Source organism: Streptomyces sp. CB01249 (genome assembly GCF_001905735.1).
Lineage (GTDB): Bacteria > Actinomycetota > Actinomycetes > Streptomycetales > Streptomycetaceae > Streptomyces.
Genome location: NZ_LISW01000004.1, coordinates 139537 through 157654 on the forward strand (window position 1 = coordinate 139537; position 18118 = coordinate 157654).

General features: G+C 71.2%; 14 protein-coding genes. 6 read left to right on the top strand and 8 right to left on the bottom strand.

The genetic code is table 11. From position 1 onward, the window contains the following. Window positions 1-153 precede the first annotated feature (153 nt). Window positions 154-1443, top strand: a complete 1290-nt coding sequence (serS, locus tag AMK18_RS20215; RefSeq protein WP_073863827.1) for a serine--tRNA ligase — start codon at window positions 154-156, stop codon at window positions 1441-1443. Beyond that, on the top strand, window positions 1440-2246 hold the full coding sequence (locus tag AMK18_RS20220) for an HAD family hydrolase (RefSeq protein WP_073863828.1): 807 nt from the start codon (window positions 1440-1442) through the stop codon (window positions 2244-2246). The genes serS and AMK18_RS20220 overlap by 4 nt, the downstream gene beginning before the upstream one ends. Window positions 2247-2327: 81 nt before the next feature. On the opposite strand, the gene AMK18_RS20225 is transcribed toward AMK18_RS20220, so the two are convergent. From AMK18_RS20225 to AMK18_RS20245, 5 genes are all read right to left on the bottom strand, one after another. Further along, a complete protein-coding gene (locus tag AMK18_RS20225) occupies window positions 2328-3020 on the bottom strand; it encodes a hypothetical protein (RefSeq protein ID WP_073863829.1) in 693 nt (230 codons plus the stop codon). 290 nt (window positions 3021-3310) lie between these two features. Then, window positions 3311-4030: an ABC transporter permease gene (locus AMK18_RS20230; protein ID WP_018101835.1), complete on the bottom strand. Its 720-nt coding sequence runs from the start codon at window positions 4028-4030 to the stop codon at window positions 3311-3313. Window positions 4031-4053: 23 nt separating this feature from the next. After that, window positions 4054-4965: an ABC transporter ATP-binding protein gene (locus AMK18_RS20235; RefSeq protein ID WP_073863830.1), complete on the bottom strand. Its 912-nt coding sequence runs from the start codon at window positions 4963-4965 to the stop codon at window positions 4054-4056. Then, window positions 4962-5870, bottom strand: a complete 909-nt coding sequence (locus tag AMK18_RS20240; RefSeq protein WP_018101837.1) for an ABC transporter permease — start codon at window positions 5868-5870, stop codon at window positions 4962-4964. Before AMK18_RS20240 ends, AMK18_RS20235 begins: the two co-directional genes overlap by 4 nt. Further along, window positions 5860-6828: an ABC transporter ATP-binding protein gene (locus tag AMK18_RS20245; RefSeq protein ID WP_073863831.1), complete on the bottom strand. Its 969-nt coding sequence runs from the start codon at window positions 6826-6828 to the stop codon at window positions 5860-5862. The genes AMK18_RS20240 and AMK18_RS20245 overlap by 11 nt, the downstream gene beginning before the upstream one ends. Window positions 6829-7197: 369 nt before the next feature. On the opposite strand from AMK18_RS20245, the gene AMK18_RS20250 reads away from it, so the two are divergent. From AMK18_RS20250 to AMK18_RS20260, 3 genes are all read left to right on the top strand, one after another. Beyond that, entirely contained in the window at window positions 7198-8970 is a 1773-nt protein-coding gene (locus AMK18_RS20250) for an SDR family oxidoreductase (protein ID WP_107422355.1), read from the top strand. A 41-nt stretch (window positions 8971-9011) separates the two neighbouring features. Then, the gene (locus AMK18_RS20255; RefSeq protein ID WP_073863832.1) at window positions 9012-9941 is read left to right on the top strand and encodes a MerR family transcriptional regulator; all 930 of its coding nucleotides are present in this window, start codon (window positions 9012-9014) and stop codon (window positions 9939-9941) included. A 168-nt stretch (window positions 9942-10109) separates the two neighbouring features. Next, window positions 10110-10652, top strand: coding sequence for an RNA 2'-phosphotransferase (locus tag AMK18_RS20260; RefSeq protein ID WP_073863833.1), 543 nt, complete (start codon window positions 10110-10112; stop codon window positions 10650-10652). Between the two features lie 57 nt (window positions 10653-10709). Here the strand turns inward: AMK18_RS20260 and AMK18_RS20265 are convergent, their stop codons facing one another. Continuing rightward, window positions 10710-11660, bottom strand: a complete 951-nt coding sequence (locus AMK18_RS20265; protein ID WP_073863834.1) for an LLM class flavin-dependent oxidoreductase — start codon at window positions 11658-11660, stop codon at window positions 10710-10712. A gap of 151 nt (window positions 11661-11811) precedes the next feature. Between AMK18_RS20265 and AMK18_RS20270 the strand changes: the two genes are divergently transcribed. Then, window positions 11812-12696, top strand: a complete 885-nt coding sequence (locus tag AMK18_RS20270; protein ID WP_107422350.1) for a Cof-type HAD-IIB family hydrolase — start codon at window positions 11812-11814, stop codon at window positions 12694-12696. A gap of 55 nt (window positions 12697-12751) precedes the next feature. On the opposite strand, the gene AMK18_RS20275 is transcribed toward AMK18_RS20270, so the two are convergent. Both AMK18_RS20275 and cydD read right to left on the bottom strand, forming a co-directional pair. After that, complete coding sequence (locus AMK18_RS20275; protein WP_018101844.1) at window positions 12752-14428, bottom strand: GAF domain-containing sensor histidine kinase; 1677 nt, start codon at window positions 14426-14428, stop codon at window positions 12752-12754. A gap of 125 nt (window positions 14429-14553) precedes the next feature. Continuing rightward, a complete protein-coding gene (gene cydD / locus AMK18_RS20280; protein ID WP_073863835.1) occupies window positions 14554-18078 on the bottom strand; it encodes a thiol reductant ABC exporter subunit CydD in 3525 nt (1174 codons plus the stop codon). Window positions 18079-18118: the final 40 nt, after the last annotated feature.

Here is an 18118-nt window from a genome sequence, read left to right on the forward strand (position 1 = left end):
TCACTCCTGTGGAAAAGCGCCGCCCAACTACCCCACCACGCAAGCCTCGTGGCCCGCTCGCCCCACAATGCCGAATACCGGCAATTCGGGCAAAGCGCCACGCTTGGTCCTATCGGTTCAAGTGGGCGAAGCCGACACCGGTAGCCTGGAGGAGTGATTGACCTTCGCCTGATTCGTGAGGACCCCGACCGTGTTCGCGCCTCCCAGCGCAACCGGGGAGAGGACATCGCACTCGTCGATGCCCTGCTCTCCGCCGACGAACGGCGCAGGTCGTCCGGGGCCGCTTTCGACGAACTCCGTTCCGAGCAGAAATCGCTCGGCAAACTCATCCCCAAGGCTTCTCCCGAGGAGCGCGCCGAACTCCTGACCCGCGCCGAGCAGCTCAAGGCCGACGTCAAGGCCGCCGACGCCGCCCAGGACGAGGCCGACGCGGAGACCAGGAACCTGCTGCTGCGGCTCGGCAACATCGTCCACCCGGACGTGCCGGTCGGCGGCGAGGAGGACTTCGTCGTCCTGGAGACGCACGGAACGATCCGCGACTTCGGCGCCGAGGGGTTCCAGCCCAAGGACCACCTCGAACTCGGCGAGGCCCTGGGCGCGATCGACATGGAGCGCGGCGCCAAGGTCTCCGGCTCCCGCTTCTACTACCTGACGGGCGTCGGCGCGCTGCTGGAGCTCGCCCTCGTCAACGCGGCGATCGCCCAGGCCACCGAGGCCGGCTTCACCCCGATGCTGACCCCGACCCTGGTCCGCCCCCGCGCCATGGAGGGCACCGGCTTCCTCGGCCAGGCCGCGGAGGACGTCTACCACCTGGACAAGGACGACCAGTACCTGGTCGGCACCTCCGAGGTACCGCTCGCCGCGTACCACATGGACGAGATCATCGACGCGGAGAAGCTGCCGCTGCGCTACGCCGGCTACTCCTCCTGCTACCGCCGCGAGGCGGGGACGTACGGCAAGGACACCCGCGGCATCTTCCGGGTGCACCAGTTCACCAAGGTCGAGATGTTCTCGTACGTCGACCCGGCGGACGCGGAGGCCGAGCACCTGCGGCTCCTGGACTGGGAGAAGCAGTGGCTCACCGGCCTCGAACTGCCCTTCCAGGTCATCGACGTCGCCAGCGGCGACCTGGGGGCCTCGGCCACCCGGAAGTACGACTGCGAGGCGTGGATCCCGACCCAGGGCAAGTACCGCGAGCTCACCTCGGCGTCCAACTGCGGCGAGTTCCAGGCGCGCAGGCTCTCGGTCCGGATGCGGGACAACCGCGACGGCAAGAAGACCATGCGGCCCCTGGCCACGCTGAACGGCACGCTCTGCGCCGTCCCACGCACCATCGTGGCGATCCTGGAGAACCACCAGCTGGCCGACGGTTCGGTGCGGGTACCCGAGGTACTCCGCCCCTACCTGGGCGGGCGCGAGATTCTGGAGCCGGTCGTCAAGTGACCTTCCCCTACAAGCTCGTCGCGACCGACCTCGACGGCACCCTGCTGCGCGACGACGAAACGGTCTCCGCACGGACGCGCGAGGCGCTGAAGGCCGCCGCCGGTGCCGGCGCGGCGCACATCGTCGTCACGGGCCGCGCCGTCCCGTGGACCCGGCACATCCTGGACGACCTCGGCTACGAGGGCCTGGCCGTCTGCGCGCAGGGCGCCCAGGTGTACCACGCGGGTGAGCGCAGGCTGCTCACGTCGCTCACCCTGGACCGGCAGCTCGCCGGGCTCGCCCTCTCCAAGGTCGAGGCCGAGGTCGGTCCGCTGGCGCTGGCCGCGAGCCGCGACGGGCTCGACGGCGAGGTGCTGGTCGGGCCGGGCTACCGCGTCCAGGAAGGACCGCGTCCGGCCGTCTTCGTCCAGGACCCGGCCGAGATGTGGGCCGCTCCGCTGAACAAGGTGTACATACAGCACCCGGATCTGGACGACGACGCACTGGCGAAGGCCGCGCGGGCGGCGGTCGGCAATCTGGTGGACGTGGTCATGGCGGGCCCCGGGGTCGTGGAGATCCTGCCGCTGGGACTGAGCAAGGCCACCGGCCTCTCGCTCGCCGCGCGCCGGCTGGGCGTGAAGGCCGCGGACACGATCGCCTTCGGCGACATGCCCAACGACATCCCCATGTTCGCCTGGGCCCGGCACGGCGTGGCCATGGCCAACGCCCACGCCGATCTGAAGGCCGTCGCCCAGGAGACGACCACGTCGAACGACGACGACGGGATCGCGGTGGTGCTGGAGCGGCTGCTGCGGGAGTCGTAGACCGCCCGCTCTCTTCGCGCGGCTCAGGGACCGGGGCGCCGCCTCGGTCCCTGAGCCCTTTCTCCGGCTGCCCGGGCCGGATCAGCGCTTGTTGCGGCGGTTCAGCTCCTTCAGATTGCGCGCCAGGGCGTCCATGCGGTCGTCGAGCCGGACCACGTCCTCGGAGACCCCGCTCAGCCGCACGCTCATGGCTCCGACGACCTGGTGGGTCGCCTCCAGCCTGCGGTCGAGGCTGTCGAGCCGGTGCGACATGCGGTTGAGGACCGGGCCCAGCTCCTGGAGCGCGGTGCCCACGCCTGCCAGGTGGCTCTCGACCCGGGTGACCCGGTGTTCGAGCGACGCGTATCCCGCGCGCAGGTCCTGCTCGGCGTCGAGCAGATACGTACGCACGCAGCGCGCGACGTCGCTGTCGCGAAGAAGCATGGCGACGTTGAGCACGGTACGGCGCGTGTACAGACGGAGCTGAGTGGCTGCCTGTGGATAACTTTCCCCTTCCTCACCACCCCATAGCGACAGCATGTCGCTATGGAAGTCACGCAGGTCAGAGCCACGCAGTACGCGCATCCCATTCTCCGAGAGCTCGACCTGGTGCCGGTCGGTCAGCCTCCTGACCGCCCTTGTGGATACTTCGAAGTAACGAGCCACACCCTCTGTGCGAAGGTGAATCCCATCCGGGAGCATGACAAGGCACTTCACCTTGTCCAGGACGTCGACGCGTCCCATCTGTTCGACGCGCAGGGCGCGTGATTCGAGCAAGGCGACTTCCGTCGGCATGAGCTGCCTTCCGTTCGTGAAGCTTCGCGGAAATGGACAGCCCTCTCCCCGGGCTTCAGGGGCGGAGGACGCTCACGGTTGCCACTCACTCAAGGAACCGACCGGCGGGTGCTCCCTCGCCGTATCGGCCATCTGCACATTTCACGAACGCTACGACGCCACGGATTCCAGTTGCCTCCACGCACCGTGAACAACGCACCGATAAACGTACAGTTACGCGTAAGACTGTCCGACATGTGACAACCCCCGGCCGATGACCGGGGGTTGTCACATGTCGGACGGCGGTCCGCTCACTCCTCGCCGGCCAGCTTCAGCGTGCGCAGCTTCTGCCCCGCGTACCAGGTCGCCGCGACGGTGACCACGGCCAGCAGGACCGTGGCGAGCGGCAGACCGACGTCCGAGGTGATCGCACCGTTGCCGCCGGTCTTCTCCGCCAGCGCGAGCGACCACTGCTGCACGCTGAGCGTGCGCGCGCCCGGCACCAGGCTGCCGAACAGCGCCTCCCACACCAGCGCGTAGACGAGGCCCAGCACCACCGCGTGCCGGCTGACCGTGCCCAGCAGCAGGAACAGCGCGCTGTAGGCGATCGAGGCGACCAGGGCGGCGATGGTGTACGCCACCGCGATCTGCTGGCCGTTGCCGTTGAGGATCAGGCCCGCGATCAACGTCGGTACCGCCGAGAAGACCATGGTCACCGCGATCGCGACGATCAGCTTGGTGAAGATGATCGTCGGCCGGCTCACCGGCTTGGACAGCAGGTAGACGATCGAGCCGTCATCGATCTCCGGTCCGATGGCGCCCGTGCCGGCAATGACGCCGATCAGCGGCACCATGGTGGCGATGGCGAATCCGCCCAGGACGTCCGAGGCCACCTGGTCGTCGGCCCCCGCGAACATCCGTACCGCCACCGCGATGACGATCAGCAGTGCGGGCAGGACGAAGAGGATGGCGGCCCGGCGCCGGCCGAGCAGCGCCCGGTAGGTGAGCCGGGCGACTGTGGGGTCGTACATGACGTCACAGCTCCTTGTCGGCCTCAGGCCGCTACGAGATAGGAAAAGACCGATTCGAGGGACTCGTCGGACGGTGAAACGGTCAGCAGACGAATGCCCTGCTCGCGTGCGACCTTGGGCAACAGCGTGGTGAACCGGGCAAAGTCGATCGCCTGGATACGCAAAGCGTTCTCGCTCAGGTCCACTTCGATCCCCGCCGTCGACGGGTCGGCGATGAGCGCGGCGGCCAGGGCCCGGTCGTCGCTGGACCGTACGAGATAGCGGTGCGGGCGGTCCGTCATCAGCCGGCGGATGCGGCGGAAGTCACCGGAGGCCGCGTGCCGGCCCGCGACGACGACCTCGATGTGCGAGGCGAGCTGTTCGACCTCTTCGAGGATGTGCGAGGAGAAGAGGACCGTCCGGCCCTCCGCGCCCATCCGCCGCAGCAGGTCCATCAGCTGCATCCGCTGGCGCGGGTCCATCCCGTTGAACGGCTCGTCCAGCAGCAGTACGGACGGGTTGTGGACGAGCGCGGACGCCATCTTCACGCGCTGGCGCATGCCCTTGCTGTACGTCGCGATCTTGCGGTCCTGCGCGTACTCCATCTCGACCGTGGCCAGGGCCGTGGCCGCCTCGGCGGCGCCCAGTCCGTGCAGTTCGGCGTTGGCCACCACGAACTCGCGGCCGGTCAGGAAGTCGTACATCGCCTCGCGCTCCGGGACGATGCCGATCTCCCGGTACACCGTCTCGTTGCGCCAGATCGCCTTCCCGTCCAGCGTGACCGTGCCCGTGGACGGAGCGAGGAACCCGGCCATCATGTTGATCAGCGTCGACTTGCCGGCGCCGTTGGGGCCCAGCAGACCGGTGACACCAGGGCCCACGGTCATGCTGACGTCGTTGACGGCGACCACGTTGCCGAACCAGCGGGAGGTGTGGTCGATCTCGATCGTGGTCACAGCCCGACCTTCCGGTAGCGGCGCATCAGTACGGCGTACGAGCCGGCGACGAGCGCGAGGACAACGAGCAGGTAGACGACTCCGGCACCGGCGCCCGGGCCGTTCCCGCCGGGGAAGGCCGAGGTCGCGCCGAGGAACGCGGTCTGCACCCCGTCGACCAGCGTGAGCGGGGAGAACAGCCCCAGCCACGGCACCGCGCCCTCCGACCCCGTGGACCAGGCGATGCCCTGGACGGTCGAGACCGCGCCGTACGTGATCATCAGCAGCGCGATGACGGCCGCCACACCGAAGCCGCGGCGCGGGGTCAGCGCGGCCATCACCAGGCCGAGTCCGGCGAACAGCACGGAGAGCAGCAGCACGGAAACCATCCCCTGGGCGAACCACGTGGTCTGGTCGCCGAAGTCGAACTTCCCCAGCAGCGCGCCGATGTAGAGGATCACGACCGGCGCCCCGGTGAGCACGAAGACCGCGGAGGCCATGGCGGCGAACTTGGCGAGGACGTAGTCCCCGTGCTCGATCGGCCGCGAGAAGTACAGCGGCACGGTCTTGAACCGCAGGTCCCTGGAGACCGCCTGCGGCGCCTGCGCGGCGATGAACAGGCTGATGACGGGCTGCAGGTAGATCGCGAACGACGTGTACTTGATGGGGAGTTTCGTCGTCCCCGGGGCGGCGATGGCGACGGCCACGATGATCGCCGCCACCATGCACATCACGCCGAACAGCAGCATGGGCAGCACCTTGGACTTGGCCGACCGGCCGAGCCCGAAGGAGCCGCGCAGGGTCTGCGAGTACAGCGAGCGGCGGGCGTACGCGCGCCCGAGCCGCGGGCCGTCGTAGGCGCGGTAGCCGATGTTGTGGATCCGGGAGGTGTCGTTCCCGGTCGCGGCGCCGGTCTCAGTGCTCATCGCGTCCGCTCCCCTTCTGCAGTACGGCTCCGGCCGGCACGGCCGCGGGCGTCGCCTCGTCGCTGCGGAACACCTCGGCGATGTGGTGACGACGCTGTTCCATGCGTACGAGGCCGAGTCCGAGCCCCGCGACGCTGTCGCGTACGAGGTCGTACGTCTCCTCGCCCGTCGCCTCGACCAGCAGGATGTGCCCGGCACCGGGCAGCCCCTGGGTGTCCAGTCCGTCGAGACCGACGAGTGTGACGCCCGCCTCGGTGAGGGAACGGCGCAGGGCGCCCGTTCCGTCCGGGTGGGTGTCGCTGTCGGTGACCTCGACCGCGAGGGTCGTCGTGGTCTGGGTGAAGTCGCTGGTGGAACTGGAGCGCAGCAGCTTTCCGCCGTCGATGACGACGACGTGGTCGCAGGTGCGTTCCAGCTCGCCGAGCAGGTGCGAGGTGACCAGGACCGAGATGCCGAAGTCGCTGTAAATCCGGCGGATCAGGCCGAGCATCTCGTCGCGGCCGACCGGGTCGAGCCCGTTGGTCGGCTCGTCGAGCAGGACCAGCTGGGGGTCGTGCACCAGCGCCTGGGCCAGCTTCACGCGCTGCTTCATGCCCGTCGAGTAGCCGCCGATGGGGCGGTAGCGCTCCTCGTACAGGCCGACATGGCGCAGGGTGTCCGCCGTGCGTTCTCGGGCGGCGGTCGGCGGCAGGCCGGACATGCGCGCCATGTGGACGACGAACTCGGTGGCCGAGACGTCGGGCGGCAGGCAGTCGTGCTCCGGCATGTAGCCGACCCGCTCGCGGATGGCCGGACCGCTGGTCGAGACGTCGAGCCCGAGCACGGCGGCCCTGCCCTCCGTCGCGGGGGACAGCCCCAGCAGGATCTTGATCAGCGTGGACTTGCCGGCCCCGTTGGCGCCCACCAGCCCGGTCACACCCGGGCCGATGTCCAGGGTGAGCCGGTCAAGTGCGGTCACCCGGGGGAACCGTTTACTCAGACCTTCGGCAGCGATGACATTCACAAATACGACGGTAGTGGCGCGGACCACAGCGGTCGTCAGACCTGACGGCTGGATCGGCGTCAGCCTCGAGTTGTAGGGGACCCGTAAGGGGACCCCATTGAGGACCACGGCAGCCCGCACCGAAAGCCGTCATGGCCTGCACGAAGAGTTGTCCACAGGCCTTGCGCACCCCTTGACGTAGCCGCCGGTCATTGTCACATTCATCAGTGTCACGTTACGAGCACGTACCGCACACAGCAGCGAACGGACGGTGGCATGGCGTCACGAGGGAAGAGCGAACGGCCCGTGGGCACGGGGCAGTCCGGAGGGGACGGCGGCCCGCGTCTGCTTGATCTGCCGGGCGCCCGCGAGCGCCGGGTGGCCACGGGCGGCATCGAGCTGTGCGTGGTCGAGCTGGGAGACCCGGAGCGGCCGACGATCGTGCTGGTGCACGGCTATCCGGACAGCAAGGAGGTCTGGACACAGGTCGCCGCCCAACTGGCCGACGCGTGGCACGTCGTGCTGTACGACGTGCGCGGGCACGGCGGCTCGACGGCGCCGAAGCCCCTGCGCGGCGGTTTCACACTGGAGAAGCTGACCGACGACTTCCTGGCCGTGGCCGACGCGGTGAGTCCGGACCGCCCCGTGCACGTGGTGGGGCACGACTGGGGCTCGGTCCAGTCCTGGGAGTTCGCCACGGTCAGCCGTACGGAGGGCCGGATCGCGTCCTTCACCTCGATGTCCGGCCCTTCCCTGGACCATTTCGGGCACTGGATCAAGCGCCGGGTGAACCGGCCCACCCCGCGCCGGGTCGGCCAACTCCTCGGGCAGGGCGCCAAGTCCTGGTACGTGTACATGCTGCACACCCCGGTCCTGCCGGAGCTGGCCTGGCGCGGGCCGCTCGGCAAGCGGTGGCCGGGCATTCTGGAGCGGCTGGAGAAGGTGCCCCCGGGCGACTACCCGACTTCCTCCCTGCCCAATGACGCGGCGCACGGGGCCTGGCTCTACCGGGACAACGTCCGTGCCCGGCTGAGCAGGCCGCGTGCCGATGCGTACGCGCATGTGCCGGTGCAGCTGATCACGCCGACCGGGGACGTCTTCCTCTCGGAGCAGCTCTACGACGACCTCGAGTCCTGGGTCCCGCAGTTGACCCGTCGCTCGCTTCCGGCCAAGCACTGGGTGCCGCGCACCCGGCCGGACCAGCTGGCCTCGTGGATCGGGGAGTTCGTGACGGCCACCGAGTCGGCCCGGACGACCGGCGCTCCGGTGGAGGCCCGTGCGAGTGGGCCCTACGCGGAGTGGTTCGGCGGCCGGCTCGTGCTGGTGACGGGGGCTGCGGGCGGGATAGGGCGCGCCACGGCGCTGGCCTTCGCGGAGGCGGGTGCCCGGGTGGTGGCCGTCGACCGGGATGCCGAAGGGGCCGAGCGGACCGCGGTGGCGGCCCGGCTGGCCGGGGCTCCGGAAGCCTGGGCCGAGGCGGTGGACGTGAGCGACGAGCAGGCCATGGAGAAGCTTGCCGCCCGGGTGGCCGCCGAGTACGGCGTGGTCGATGTGCTGGTCAACAACGCGGGCATCGGGCTGTCGGGCCCGTTCCTGGAGACGACGTCCGAGGACTGGCGGAACGTCCTCGATGTGAACCTGTGGGGGGTCATCCACGGCTGCCGGCTCTTCGGGCGGCAGATGGCGGAGCGCGGTCAGGGCGGCCATATCGTCAACACCGCTTCCGCTGCGGCCTTTCAGCCGTCCCGCGCTCTCCCCGCGTACAGCACGTCGAAGGCCGCCGTGCTGATGCTCAGCGAGTGTCTGCGCGCCGAGCTCGCCGAGAAGTCGATCGGGGTCAGCGCGATCTGCCCCGGGATCGTCAACACCGGCATCACGGCCACGGCGCGGTTCGTCGGTACGGACGCGGCGGAGGAGCAGCGCCTGCGGAAGCGCGCCGGCAAGCTCTACGGCAGGCGCAACTATCCGCCCGAGAAGGTCGCGCAGGCGGTCCTCCGTGCGGTCGTGCGCAATCAGGCCGTCGTACCGGTGACGCCGGAGTCCCACGCCGTACGCTTCCTGTCCCGCGTCGGTCCCGGTGTGCTGCGGGGTGTCGCCCGGCTGAAGCCGCCGCTGTGAGCAGGGCGAGGTCTGCGGGCTCAGAGGGACAACCGGGTGCGGTGACAGGCCTGTTGGTGCCCGAGTACCGGATCGAGGATCTCGCGCACGCGAGTGGCGCCACGGTCCGTACGATTCGCGGCTACCAGGACCGCGGGCTGCTGCCCGCCCCGGAGCGGCGGGGCCGTTCCAATGTGTACGGCCCCGCCCACCTCGGCCGCCTCCGGCAGATCGCCGACCTGCTGGACCGGGGCTACACCCTGGCCAGCATCAAGGAGTTGCTGGAGGCCTGGGACACGGGGCGCGGCCTGGGCGGTGTGCTGGGGCTCGTCGCCGAGGTGCACGGCCCGTGGACCGACGAGCGGGCCGGCCGCATCACCCTCGCCCAACTGGTCGCGAAATTCGGGGGAGAGGCGGATGAGCGGGCCATCGGCGAGGCGATCGAGCTCGGCGTCCTCGAACGGATTCCGGGAAACGACGATGAGTTCGGTGTGCCGAGCCCCCAGGAACTCGCCGTCGCGGCCGAGTTGTACGCGGCGGGCGTGCCGCTCTCCGCGATCGCGGGACAGCTGAGGGAACTTCGCGGCCAGGTCGAGCAGATAGCGTGCCGCTTCCTGGAGTTCACGACCGAGCATGTCTTTGCCCGTTACCTGGGCCATCGGCCTCCGACCGACGCGGACGCGGATGACGCGGCGTCGATGGTGCGGCGGCTGAGACCGCTTGCCCAGCAGACCGTGGACGTCGAACTCGCGCGTGCGATGAGGATGTTCGCCACGCAGTACCTGGCGGACAACCTGGCCGTCGACGCGCTCGCCGGAACGGTCCCCGCTGCTCGGAACGAGGTGTCCGTGAGCCTGCCCGCCTCGACAATCGACGCGGTCGAGCGCCTGGTTGGGCCGGACGGAGTTGGCGCGTTCATTGCCGCCGCCTCCGAACGGGAGGTGAACAAGAGGACGTTGGACTCGCTTGCCTCACCAGCCCACAGAGACTGACAAGTTACCCAAAACGCCTATTTAGGGCGTCTGTTGTCCACAGCAAAGCCAATTTGCCTGTGGATAAGTCGAACTGACTGTGGATCAAACCTCGGAGCGAAAACCGTTCCGGTGAAGCTCGGGCGAAATGGAGATGCATCGAGTACATGTCAGGGGCACGCTGAAGGAATGGATGAAAGACGCACCGTCAAGGTGTCCAAGTACCTCTCCAAGCACCTGCGGCATCAGCCCGAGCGGATCGGGCTCACGCTCGACGCCCACGGCTGGGTGCCGATCGAGGAGCTGCTGAGCGCGGCGGCTCGCCATCACTTCCCGATCAGCAGGGCGGAGCTCGACCATGTGGTCGCCGCCAACGACAAGCAGCGTTTCGCCGTGGACGACGACCGCATCCGGGCGAGCCAGGGCCACACCGTGGCCGTCGACCTGGGGCTTCCGCCCGCCGAACCGCCCGCGTACCTCTACCACGGCACGGTCGGCCGGACCCTGGACGCGATCCGTGCCGAGGGGCTGCGCCCGATGAACCGCACCCATGTGCATCTCTCACCCGACCGCGAGACCGCCACCCGCGTGGGGGCCCGGCGCGGGCGCCCCGTCGTGCTGTCCGTGGACGCGGGCGCCATGCACCGCGCGGGCCACACCTTCTGGGTCAGCGCCAACGGGGTGTGGCTCACGGATGCCGTGCCCGCCGAGTTCCTGCGCCTGCCGGGCTGATCCGGGAACCGAGAGCGTGCGGGCCCGGCCCTGCCCCCAGCCCCGCCCCTGTCCCCGTCAGCCGGCCAGCTGCGCCGCGCCCCGCGTCGCGATCTCCTCGAACAGCTTCTCGTCCGGCACCGCCGCGTCGAACCCCGGCCCGTCCGCGGGCACCGGCGCATGGATGACGATCTCCGTGAACCCCAGCTCCGCATGCCTGCCCGCGAAGTCCACGAACGCGTCGACGGAGTCGAAGGGCCGCCCCTCACCCGCGGCGAGGCCCGGGTTGAACTCCGGCGTGAACCCGGTGAGCAGCACCTTCTCCAGCCCGGCCGCATCCCGCCCGGCCTCCGCGCACGCGCGCCCCAGTCCGTCCACCTGCCGGCCGAGAGCCTCGACCGACTGCGCGCCGCTGCCCGCCTCGTACAGCTTCGGATCCCCCGTGGTCACCCACGCCTGACCGTGGCGCGCGGCCAGCGCCAGACCGCGCGGCCCCGTGGCGGCGACGGCGAAGGGCAGACGGGGCCGCTGCACACAGCCGGGCAGGTTCCGGGCCTCGGTGGCCGCGTAGAACTCCCCCTCGTACGACTTGCCGGACGGCTCGCGCAACAGGGCGTCGAGCAGGGTCACGAACTCGCCGAAGCGGTCGGCGCGTTGCCGCGGCGTCCACGGCTCCTCACCGCTCCGCAGCAGGGTCGTCGCGTCGAAACCGTTGCCGCCCGCGCCGATGCCCAGCGTGATCCGACCCGCCGAGATGTCGTCGAGCGAGATCAGCTCCTTGGCGAGGGTGACCGGGTGGCGGAAGTTCGGTGAGGTGACGAGCGTGCCGAGCCGGAGCTGGTCGGTGGCCGCCGCGGCCGCCGTGAGCGTCGGCAGCGCCCCGAACCACGGGCCGTCCCGGAAGGCCCGCCAGGACAGGTGGTCGTAGGTGTATGCGGCGTGGAAGCCCAGCTCCTCGGCGCGCCGCCAGCGCTCGCGCCCGCCCTGGTGCCAGCGGTGGATCGGCAGAATCACAGTGCTCAGTCGCATGGGGCGACCCTACGAGAGGACGAGGAGGCGCCGCATCGCGTGCGTGGCGCGGACGGCCTCTCGGGCGACGGCGACATATGCCGGAGGAATGTTCGGAGGTCAGGGGCGCGTGCTCTCAAATGTGCGACCCTCCGCACGCACGTGCGCTTCCATGCGCGAGAATGTACGGGTGACCACCGTTATCGAGCAGTCCGCTCCCGTCGCTCCCCGGCTGATCGCCACGGATCTGGACGGCACTCTTCTGCGCGACGACAAGACCGTCTCGGACCGCACGGTCCGGGCGCTCGCGGCCGCCGAGGAAGCGGGGGTCGAGGTCTTCTTCGTCACCGGCCGCCCCGCCCGCTGGATGGGCGTCGTCAGCGACCACGTGCACGGACACGGTCTGGCGATCTGCGCCAACGGCGCGGCCGTCGCCGATCTGCATGCCGGAGGACGGCTGCTGAAGGTCCGGGGCCTGGAGCGCGAGACGGCACTCGACGTCGTCCACACGCTGCGCGACGCCGCTCCCGGTACGTCCTTCGCCGTCGAGCTGGCCACCGGCATCCACTACGAGCCCGCCTACCCGCCCTTCTACCTCGACCCGGGCGCCACCGTGGCCGTCGCGGAGAAGCTGCTGCACGAGGAGACCCCGGGCGACGGCGTTCCCGTGCTGAAGCTGCTCGCCCGCCACGGCGAGCTCGACCCGGACGAGTTCCTGGCCCTGGCCCGGGCAGCCGCCGGGGAGCGCGCCACCTTCACCCGGTCGAGCCCCACCGCCCTCATCGAGATCAGCGGGCCCGGCGTCTCCAAGGCCAGCACCCTGGAACTGTGCTGCGCCGAGCGCGGCATCACGGCCGCCGAGGTCGTCGCCTTCGGGGACATGCCCAACGACGTGGAGATGCTGAGCTGGGCCGGCAGCTCGTACGCCATGGGCAATGCCCACCCTGCCGCCCTGGCCGCTGCTTCCGGCCGTACGATCACCAACAACGAGGACGGCGTGGCCGTGGTCATCGAGCGCATCCTCGCCGACCGCACGGGAAGCCTCGCGGGGCGCTGAGCCGGGCGGAAGACACGGCCGGGGCGCTCAAGGCCCCCACACCGCACACCGGCCCTCACAGCGGCGCCTGCCACACCACCGTCGTACCGCCGCCGCCCTCACCGATCCCCCGCTCGAACCAGCTGGCCCCGCCCAGCGACTCCGCCCGGCGGGCCAGATTCCGCAGTCCGCTGCGGCGGCCTCCCTCCGGCATGCCCACCCCGTCGTCGGCGACCGAGAGCCGCACCGCCTCCCGCCCGTCGTCCAGCGTGACGGTCGCGTCCACGACCACCTCGATGCGGGCCGCACCGGCGTGCCGGAAGGCGTTGGACAGCGCCTCCCGCAGCGCCGCGATCAGGTTCTTGGCCGTCAGCTCGCCGACCAGTGAGTCGACCGCCCCGAGGAAGCGGTGGGACGGCTTGAAGCCCAGGGGCACGGACGCCATGTTGATCTCGCGCAGGACCCGGGTGCGCAGCCCGGACGGCGCCTCCGCCGGTTCCTGCTGGAGCGCGAAGATCGCGGTCCGGATCTCCTGGATGGTCACGTCCAGCTCGTCCACCGCCCGGCCGACCCCGGTCTGCACCTCCGGGACGTCCGACCGCCGCTGCGCGCTCTCCAGCATCATCCCGGTCGCGAACAGCCGCTGGATGACCAGATCGTGCAGGTCACGGGCGATCCGGTCGCGGTCCTCGTAGACCGCCAGACGTTCCCGGTCGCGCTGGGCGTCGGCCATCATCAGGGCCAGGGCGGCCTGCGAGGCGAACTGGGTGGCCAGCGTCCGTTCCGTCTCCGTGAAGGGCCGGTCGCCCCTGGCCCGGGGCGTGGCCAGCGCGCCCAGCACCCGGCCCCCGCTGCGCAGGGGCAGCAGCATGCTCGGACCGAACGGATCCGCCAGCCTGGTGATCAAGCGGGTGTCGGTGGCCGAGTCGTCCACGAAGACCGCCTCGCCGCTCAGCAGCATCCCGACCACCGGGCTCTGCGCGGGAACGATCACCCCGAGCGAGTCGGCCGGATCGTCCGCCGAGACGGCGACGATCTCCAGGCCGCCGCCCTCGGCCGGCAGCAGCACGATGCCGGCGGCGGCCCCCGCGAGACGGCGGGCCTGTTCCGCGACGACCGTGAGGGCGTCGTCGGCGTCGCTGCCGGAGAGCAGGGCGGTCGTCACGGCGACCGATCCGTCGATCCACCGCTCGCGCTGCCGGGCCGCCTCGTACAGCCGCGCGTTGCCGATGGCGATCCCGGCCTCCGTCGCCAGTACGCGCACGAGGTGCAGGTCGTAGTCGCTGAACTCGCCGCCGCCGTCCTTCTCGGCGAGATACAGATTGCCGAAGATCTCGCCCTGGACCCTGATCGGAACGCCGAGAAACGTGCGCATCAGCGGATGCCCGGGCGGAAACCCGGCGAACCTCGGATCGCTGGTCAGGTCCGCGAGACGCAGCGGGCGGGGATCGTGAATGAGGGCCCCGAGCAGGCCCTGGTGCCCGTCGGGCAGCCGGCCGATCTCGTGGGCCACCGGGTCGGGCACCCCATAGGTGACGAAGTCGGAGAGCCCCTCGCCCTCCTCGTTCACGACCCCGATCGCGGCGTAGCGGGCGTGGGCCAGCTCCGCCGCCGTCTCGCAGATCCGGTCGAGCGTGGAATGCAGTTCGAGGCCGGTCCCGACGGAGCGCATGGCTTCCAGCAGGCGCGGCACCTGGGCGGTCAGCTCGGTGGACAGGCCCTGCAGGCTCCTGGCCGGATCCTCCTCAGACATACTGCGAGCCTAATTAGTCGTATTTGCCCTGGAAAGTCGGAAGCGGACTCACGCTGTTCCGGAGGCGGGTCCACGCCGCTTCCGGAAATCGTGCCCGCGCTGTCCCGGGAGCGACCGGGCGGGGCCTACGAGCGGGCTCCCACGGCCGCTTCCGGCTGCCCGGTGCTCTCCCGTTCCCGCGCCAGCATCCGCCGCAGCGGGCCGTCGACCGAGGCCAGTACGTCGTACGGGCCCCGCTGCACGATCGCACCCGCCTCCAGGACCACCACCTCGTCCACGGTGTCGAGACCGGCGAGGCGGTGCGTGATCAGGACCGTCGTACGTCCCAGGGTCGCCGCCAGAAGGTCCGCCGTCAGGGCGTCCGCCGTGGGCAGGTCGAGGTGCTCGGCGGGCTCGTCCAGTACGAGTACGGGGAAGTCGGCGAGCAGGGCCCGGGCCAGGGCGAGCCGCTGGCGCTGGCCTCCGGAGAGGCGGGCGCCGTGCTCCCCGACGAGGGTGTCCAGCCCGTCCGGCAGCGCGTCCGCCCAGTCGAGCAGGCGGGCCCGCGCCAGGGCGTCGCGCAGTTCGGGCTCGGTCGCGGCGGGACGGGCGAGCCGCAGGTTCTCCCGGAGCGAGCTGTCGAAGATGTGGGCGTCCTGGGCGCACAGCCCGACGAACCTCCGCACGGCGTCCCCGTCCAGCGCCGAGGCGTCCACACCGCCGATCCGGTAGCTGCCCGCCCGCGCGTCCAGGAAGCGCAGCAGCACCTGGGCCAGCGTGGTCTTCCCGGAACCGGAGGGCCCCACGACGGCGATCCGGCGGCCCGCCTCCAGGGTGAGGTCCACGGCGGCGAGCGCGTCGTGGGCCGTGCCCGCGTACCGGGCCGACAGCCCGCGCACCTCCAGCGGGAACGGGCTCACCGGTGGCGCGGCCGGTGCTTCGGGCTCCAGTACGGGAACGGGGGCGTCCAGGACCTCGTACACCCGCTCCGCGCTCCGCCTGACCCGCTGCCGGTACTGGGCGGCGAGCGGCAGACCGGTCACGGCCTCGAAGGCGGCCAGCGGGGTGAGGACGACGACGGCGAGTTCCACACCGGCGAGCCGGCCGTCCGCCACCGCCGGAAGGGCGACCGAAGCGGCGGCCACCACGGTGAGGCCGGCGATCAGAGCGGTGAGACCGCCGCCGAGCGCGGTCGCGGACGCCGCACGCGACGCGATCCGGGTGAGGGTGGTGTCGGCCGCGCGCGTGCGGGCCACCCGCCCCGGCAGGGCGCCCGCCACGGTCAGCTCGGCCGTCCCGCCCAGCAGATCGGTGATCCGGGTGGCCAGACCGGCCCGGGCGGGGGCCAGCCGGCGCTCCGCACGGCGCGCGCAGGCACCGCTGACGAGCGGGACCCCGACGCCCGCCAGCAGCAGCCCCACGGCCAGGACCAGGCCCGCCTGGGGGAGCAGCCAGCCGGTGAAGCCGACGGTCGCGGCGCCCACGAGGACGGCGGTGCCGACGGGCAGCAGCCACCGCAGCCAGTAGTCCTGGAGCGCGTCCACGTCCGCGACCAGCCGCGAGAGCAGATCCCCGCGCCGGGCGCCGCGCAGGCCGCCCGGCGCGATGCGCTCCAGGCTGCGGTACACGGCGACGCGCAGTTCGGCGAGCATCCGCAGGACCGCGTCGTGCGAGACGAGACGCTCGGCGTAGCGGAAGACGGCCCGGCCGATACCGAAGGCACGGGTGGCCGTCACGGCGACCATCAGATACAGCACGGGCGGCTGCTCGGACGCCCGGGAGATCAGCCAGCCGGAGACCGCCATGAGCCCCACGGCGGACCCCAGAGCGAGGCTTCCCAGCAGCAGGGCGAGCCCGAAACGGGCACGCTGGGCGCCTGCGGCGTCCCGGACCCGGGTCAGCACGTGCCTGCGCGCCGTCGTGGCCTCCACGAGCGCTTCCGCCGCAGGCGCCGGCTCGGCCGGCAGGATGTCGCTGGGCGAGCCGGCAGCCTTCGCCGGGCTGGGCAGCGACACAGCGGCTTCCTGAGCAAGGGCAGCCGGGGCCGTCAGCGTCACCACCCGGTCCGCGACCGACAGCAGCGCCGGCCGGTGCACCACCAGCAGCACGGTCCGGCCCGCCGCCAGCCTCCGTACGGCCTCGACGATCCCCGCCTCCGTCTCGCCGTCCAGGCTCGCGGTCGGCTCGTCCAGCAGCAGCACCGGCCGGTCGGCGAGGAAGGCCCGGGCCAGCGCGATCCGCTGCCGCTGGCCCGCGGAGAGACCGGCGCCGTCCTCACCGAGCACCGTGCGGTCGCCGTCCGGCAGCCCTCGTACGAACTCGTACGCCCCCGCGTCGCGCAGCGCCGCCGTCACCGCGCTGTCGTCGGCGGCGGGCCGGGCGAGCCTCACATTGTCCGCGATGGTGCCCGCGAAGAGATGGGGGCGCTGCGGGACCCAGGCGATGCGCTCCCGCCAGCGTGCGAGGGAGATGTCCGCCAGATCGGTGCCACCGACCCGTACCCGGCCCTCGTCGGGGGCCGTGAAGCCCAGCACCACGTTCAGCAGGGTGGACTTGCCGACACCGCTCGGGCCGACCAGGGCGACCGTCTCCCCCTCCTCGACGGTCAGCCGGGCAGCGGCGAGCGAAGGCTCAGACCGCCCCTCGTGGCGTACCGTCACGTCCTCCAGCTCCAGCCGCAGCGACCCGGGCACCTCCCCCGCACCGCTCGCCCGGGGCTCCGTCTCCAGTACCGCGAAGACCTCCTCCGCCGCCGAAAGGCCCTCGGCTGCCGCATGGAACTGCGCCCCCACCTGCCGGATGGGCAGATATGCCTCGGGCGCGAGGATCAGGACCAGCAGACCGGTGTAGAGGTCGAGTTCACCGTGCACCAGCCGCATGCCGATGGTGACCGCGACGAGGGCCACCGAGAGGGTGGCGAGGAGTTCGAGGGCGAACGAGGACAGGAAGGCGATCCGCAGGGTGCGCAGGGTGGCCTGCCGGTACTGCGACGTGATGCGGCGGATGGATTCGGCCTGGGCCTTCGCCCGGCCGAACACCTTCAGCGTCGGCAGTCCGGCCACCACGTCGAGGAAGTGACCGGAGAGCCGGGAGAGCAGCCGCCACTGACGGTCCATCCGCGACTGGGTCGCCCAGCCGATCAGGATCATGAAGAGCGGGATGAGCGGCAGCGTGACCACGATGATCGCCGCCGACACCCAGTCCTCGGTGACGACCCTGGCCAGCACGGCCACCGGCACGACCACCGCGAGCCCCAACTGGGGCAGATAGCGGGCGAAGTAGTCGTCCAGGGCGTCGATCCCCCGGGTGGCCAGCGTCACCAGCGAGCCGGTGCGCTGGCCGCTCAGCCAGTCCGGCCCCAGTTCCGCAGCCCGGTCGAGCAGCCGTCGGCGCAGCTCGGACTTGACCGCCGCACCGGCCCGGTGGGCGGCCAGCTCGGTGAGCCAGGCGACCAGGGCCCGCCCGAGCGCGACCGCCGCGAGCAGCAGAAGCGGGGTGCGCAGCCTGACCGCCGTGAGCCCGTCCTCGAAGCCGCCCACCACGATCTCGGCGATGAGCATGGCCTGCGCGATGACCAGCACCGCCCCGGCCAGGCCGAGAACCACCACGGCCACCATGAACAGGCGTGTGGCGCGAGCGTGGCGGAGCAGGCGCGGGTCGATCGGTTTCACGTGAAACATCCCTTACGGCTCGGCTCGGTCAGGGAACTCA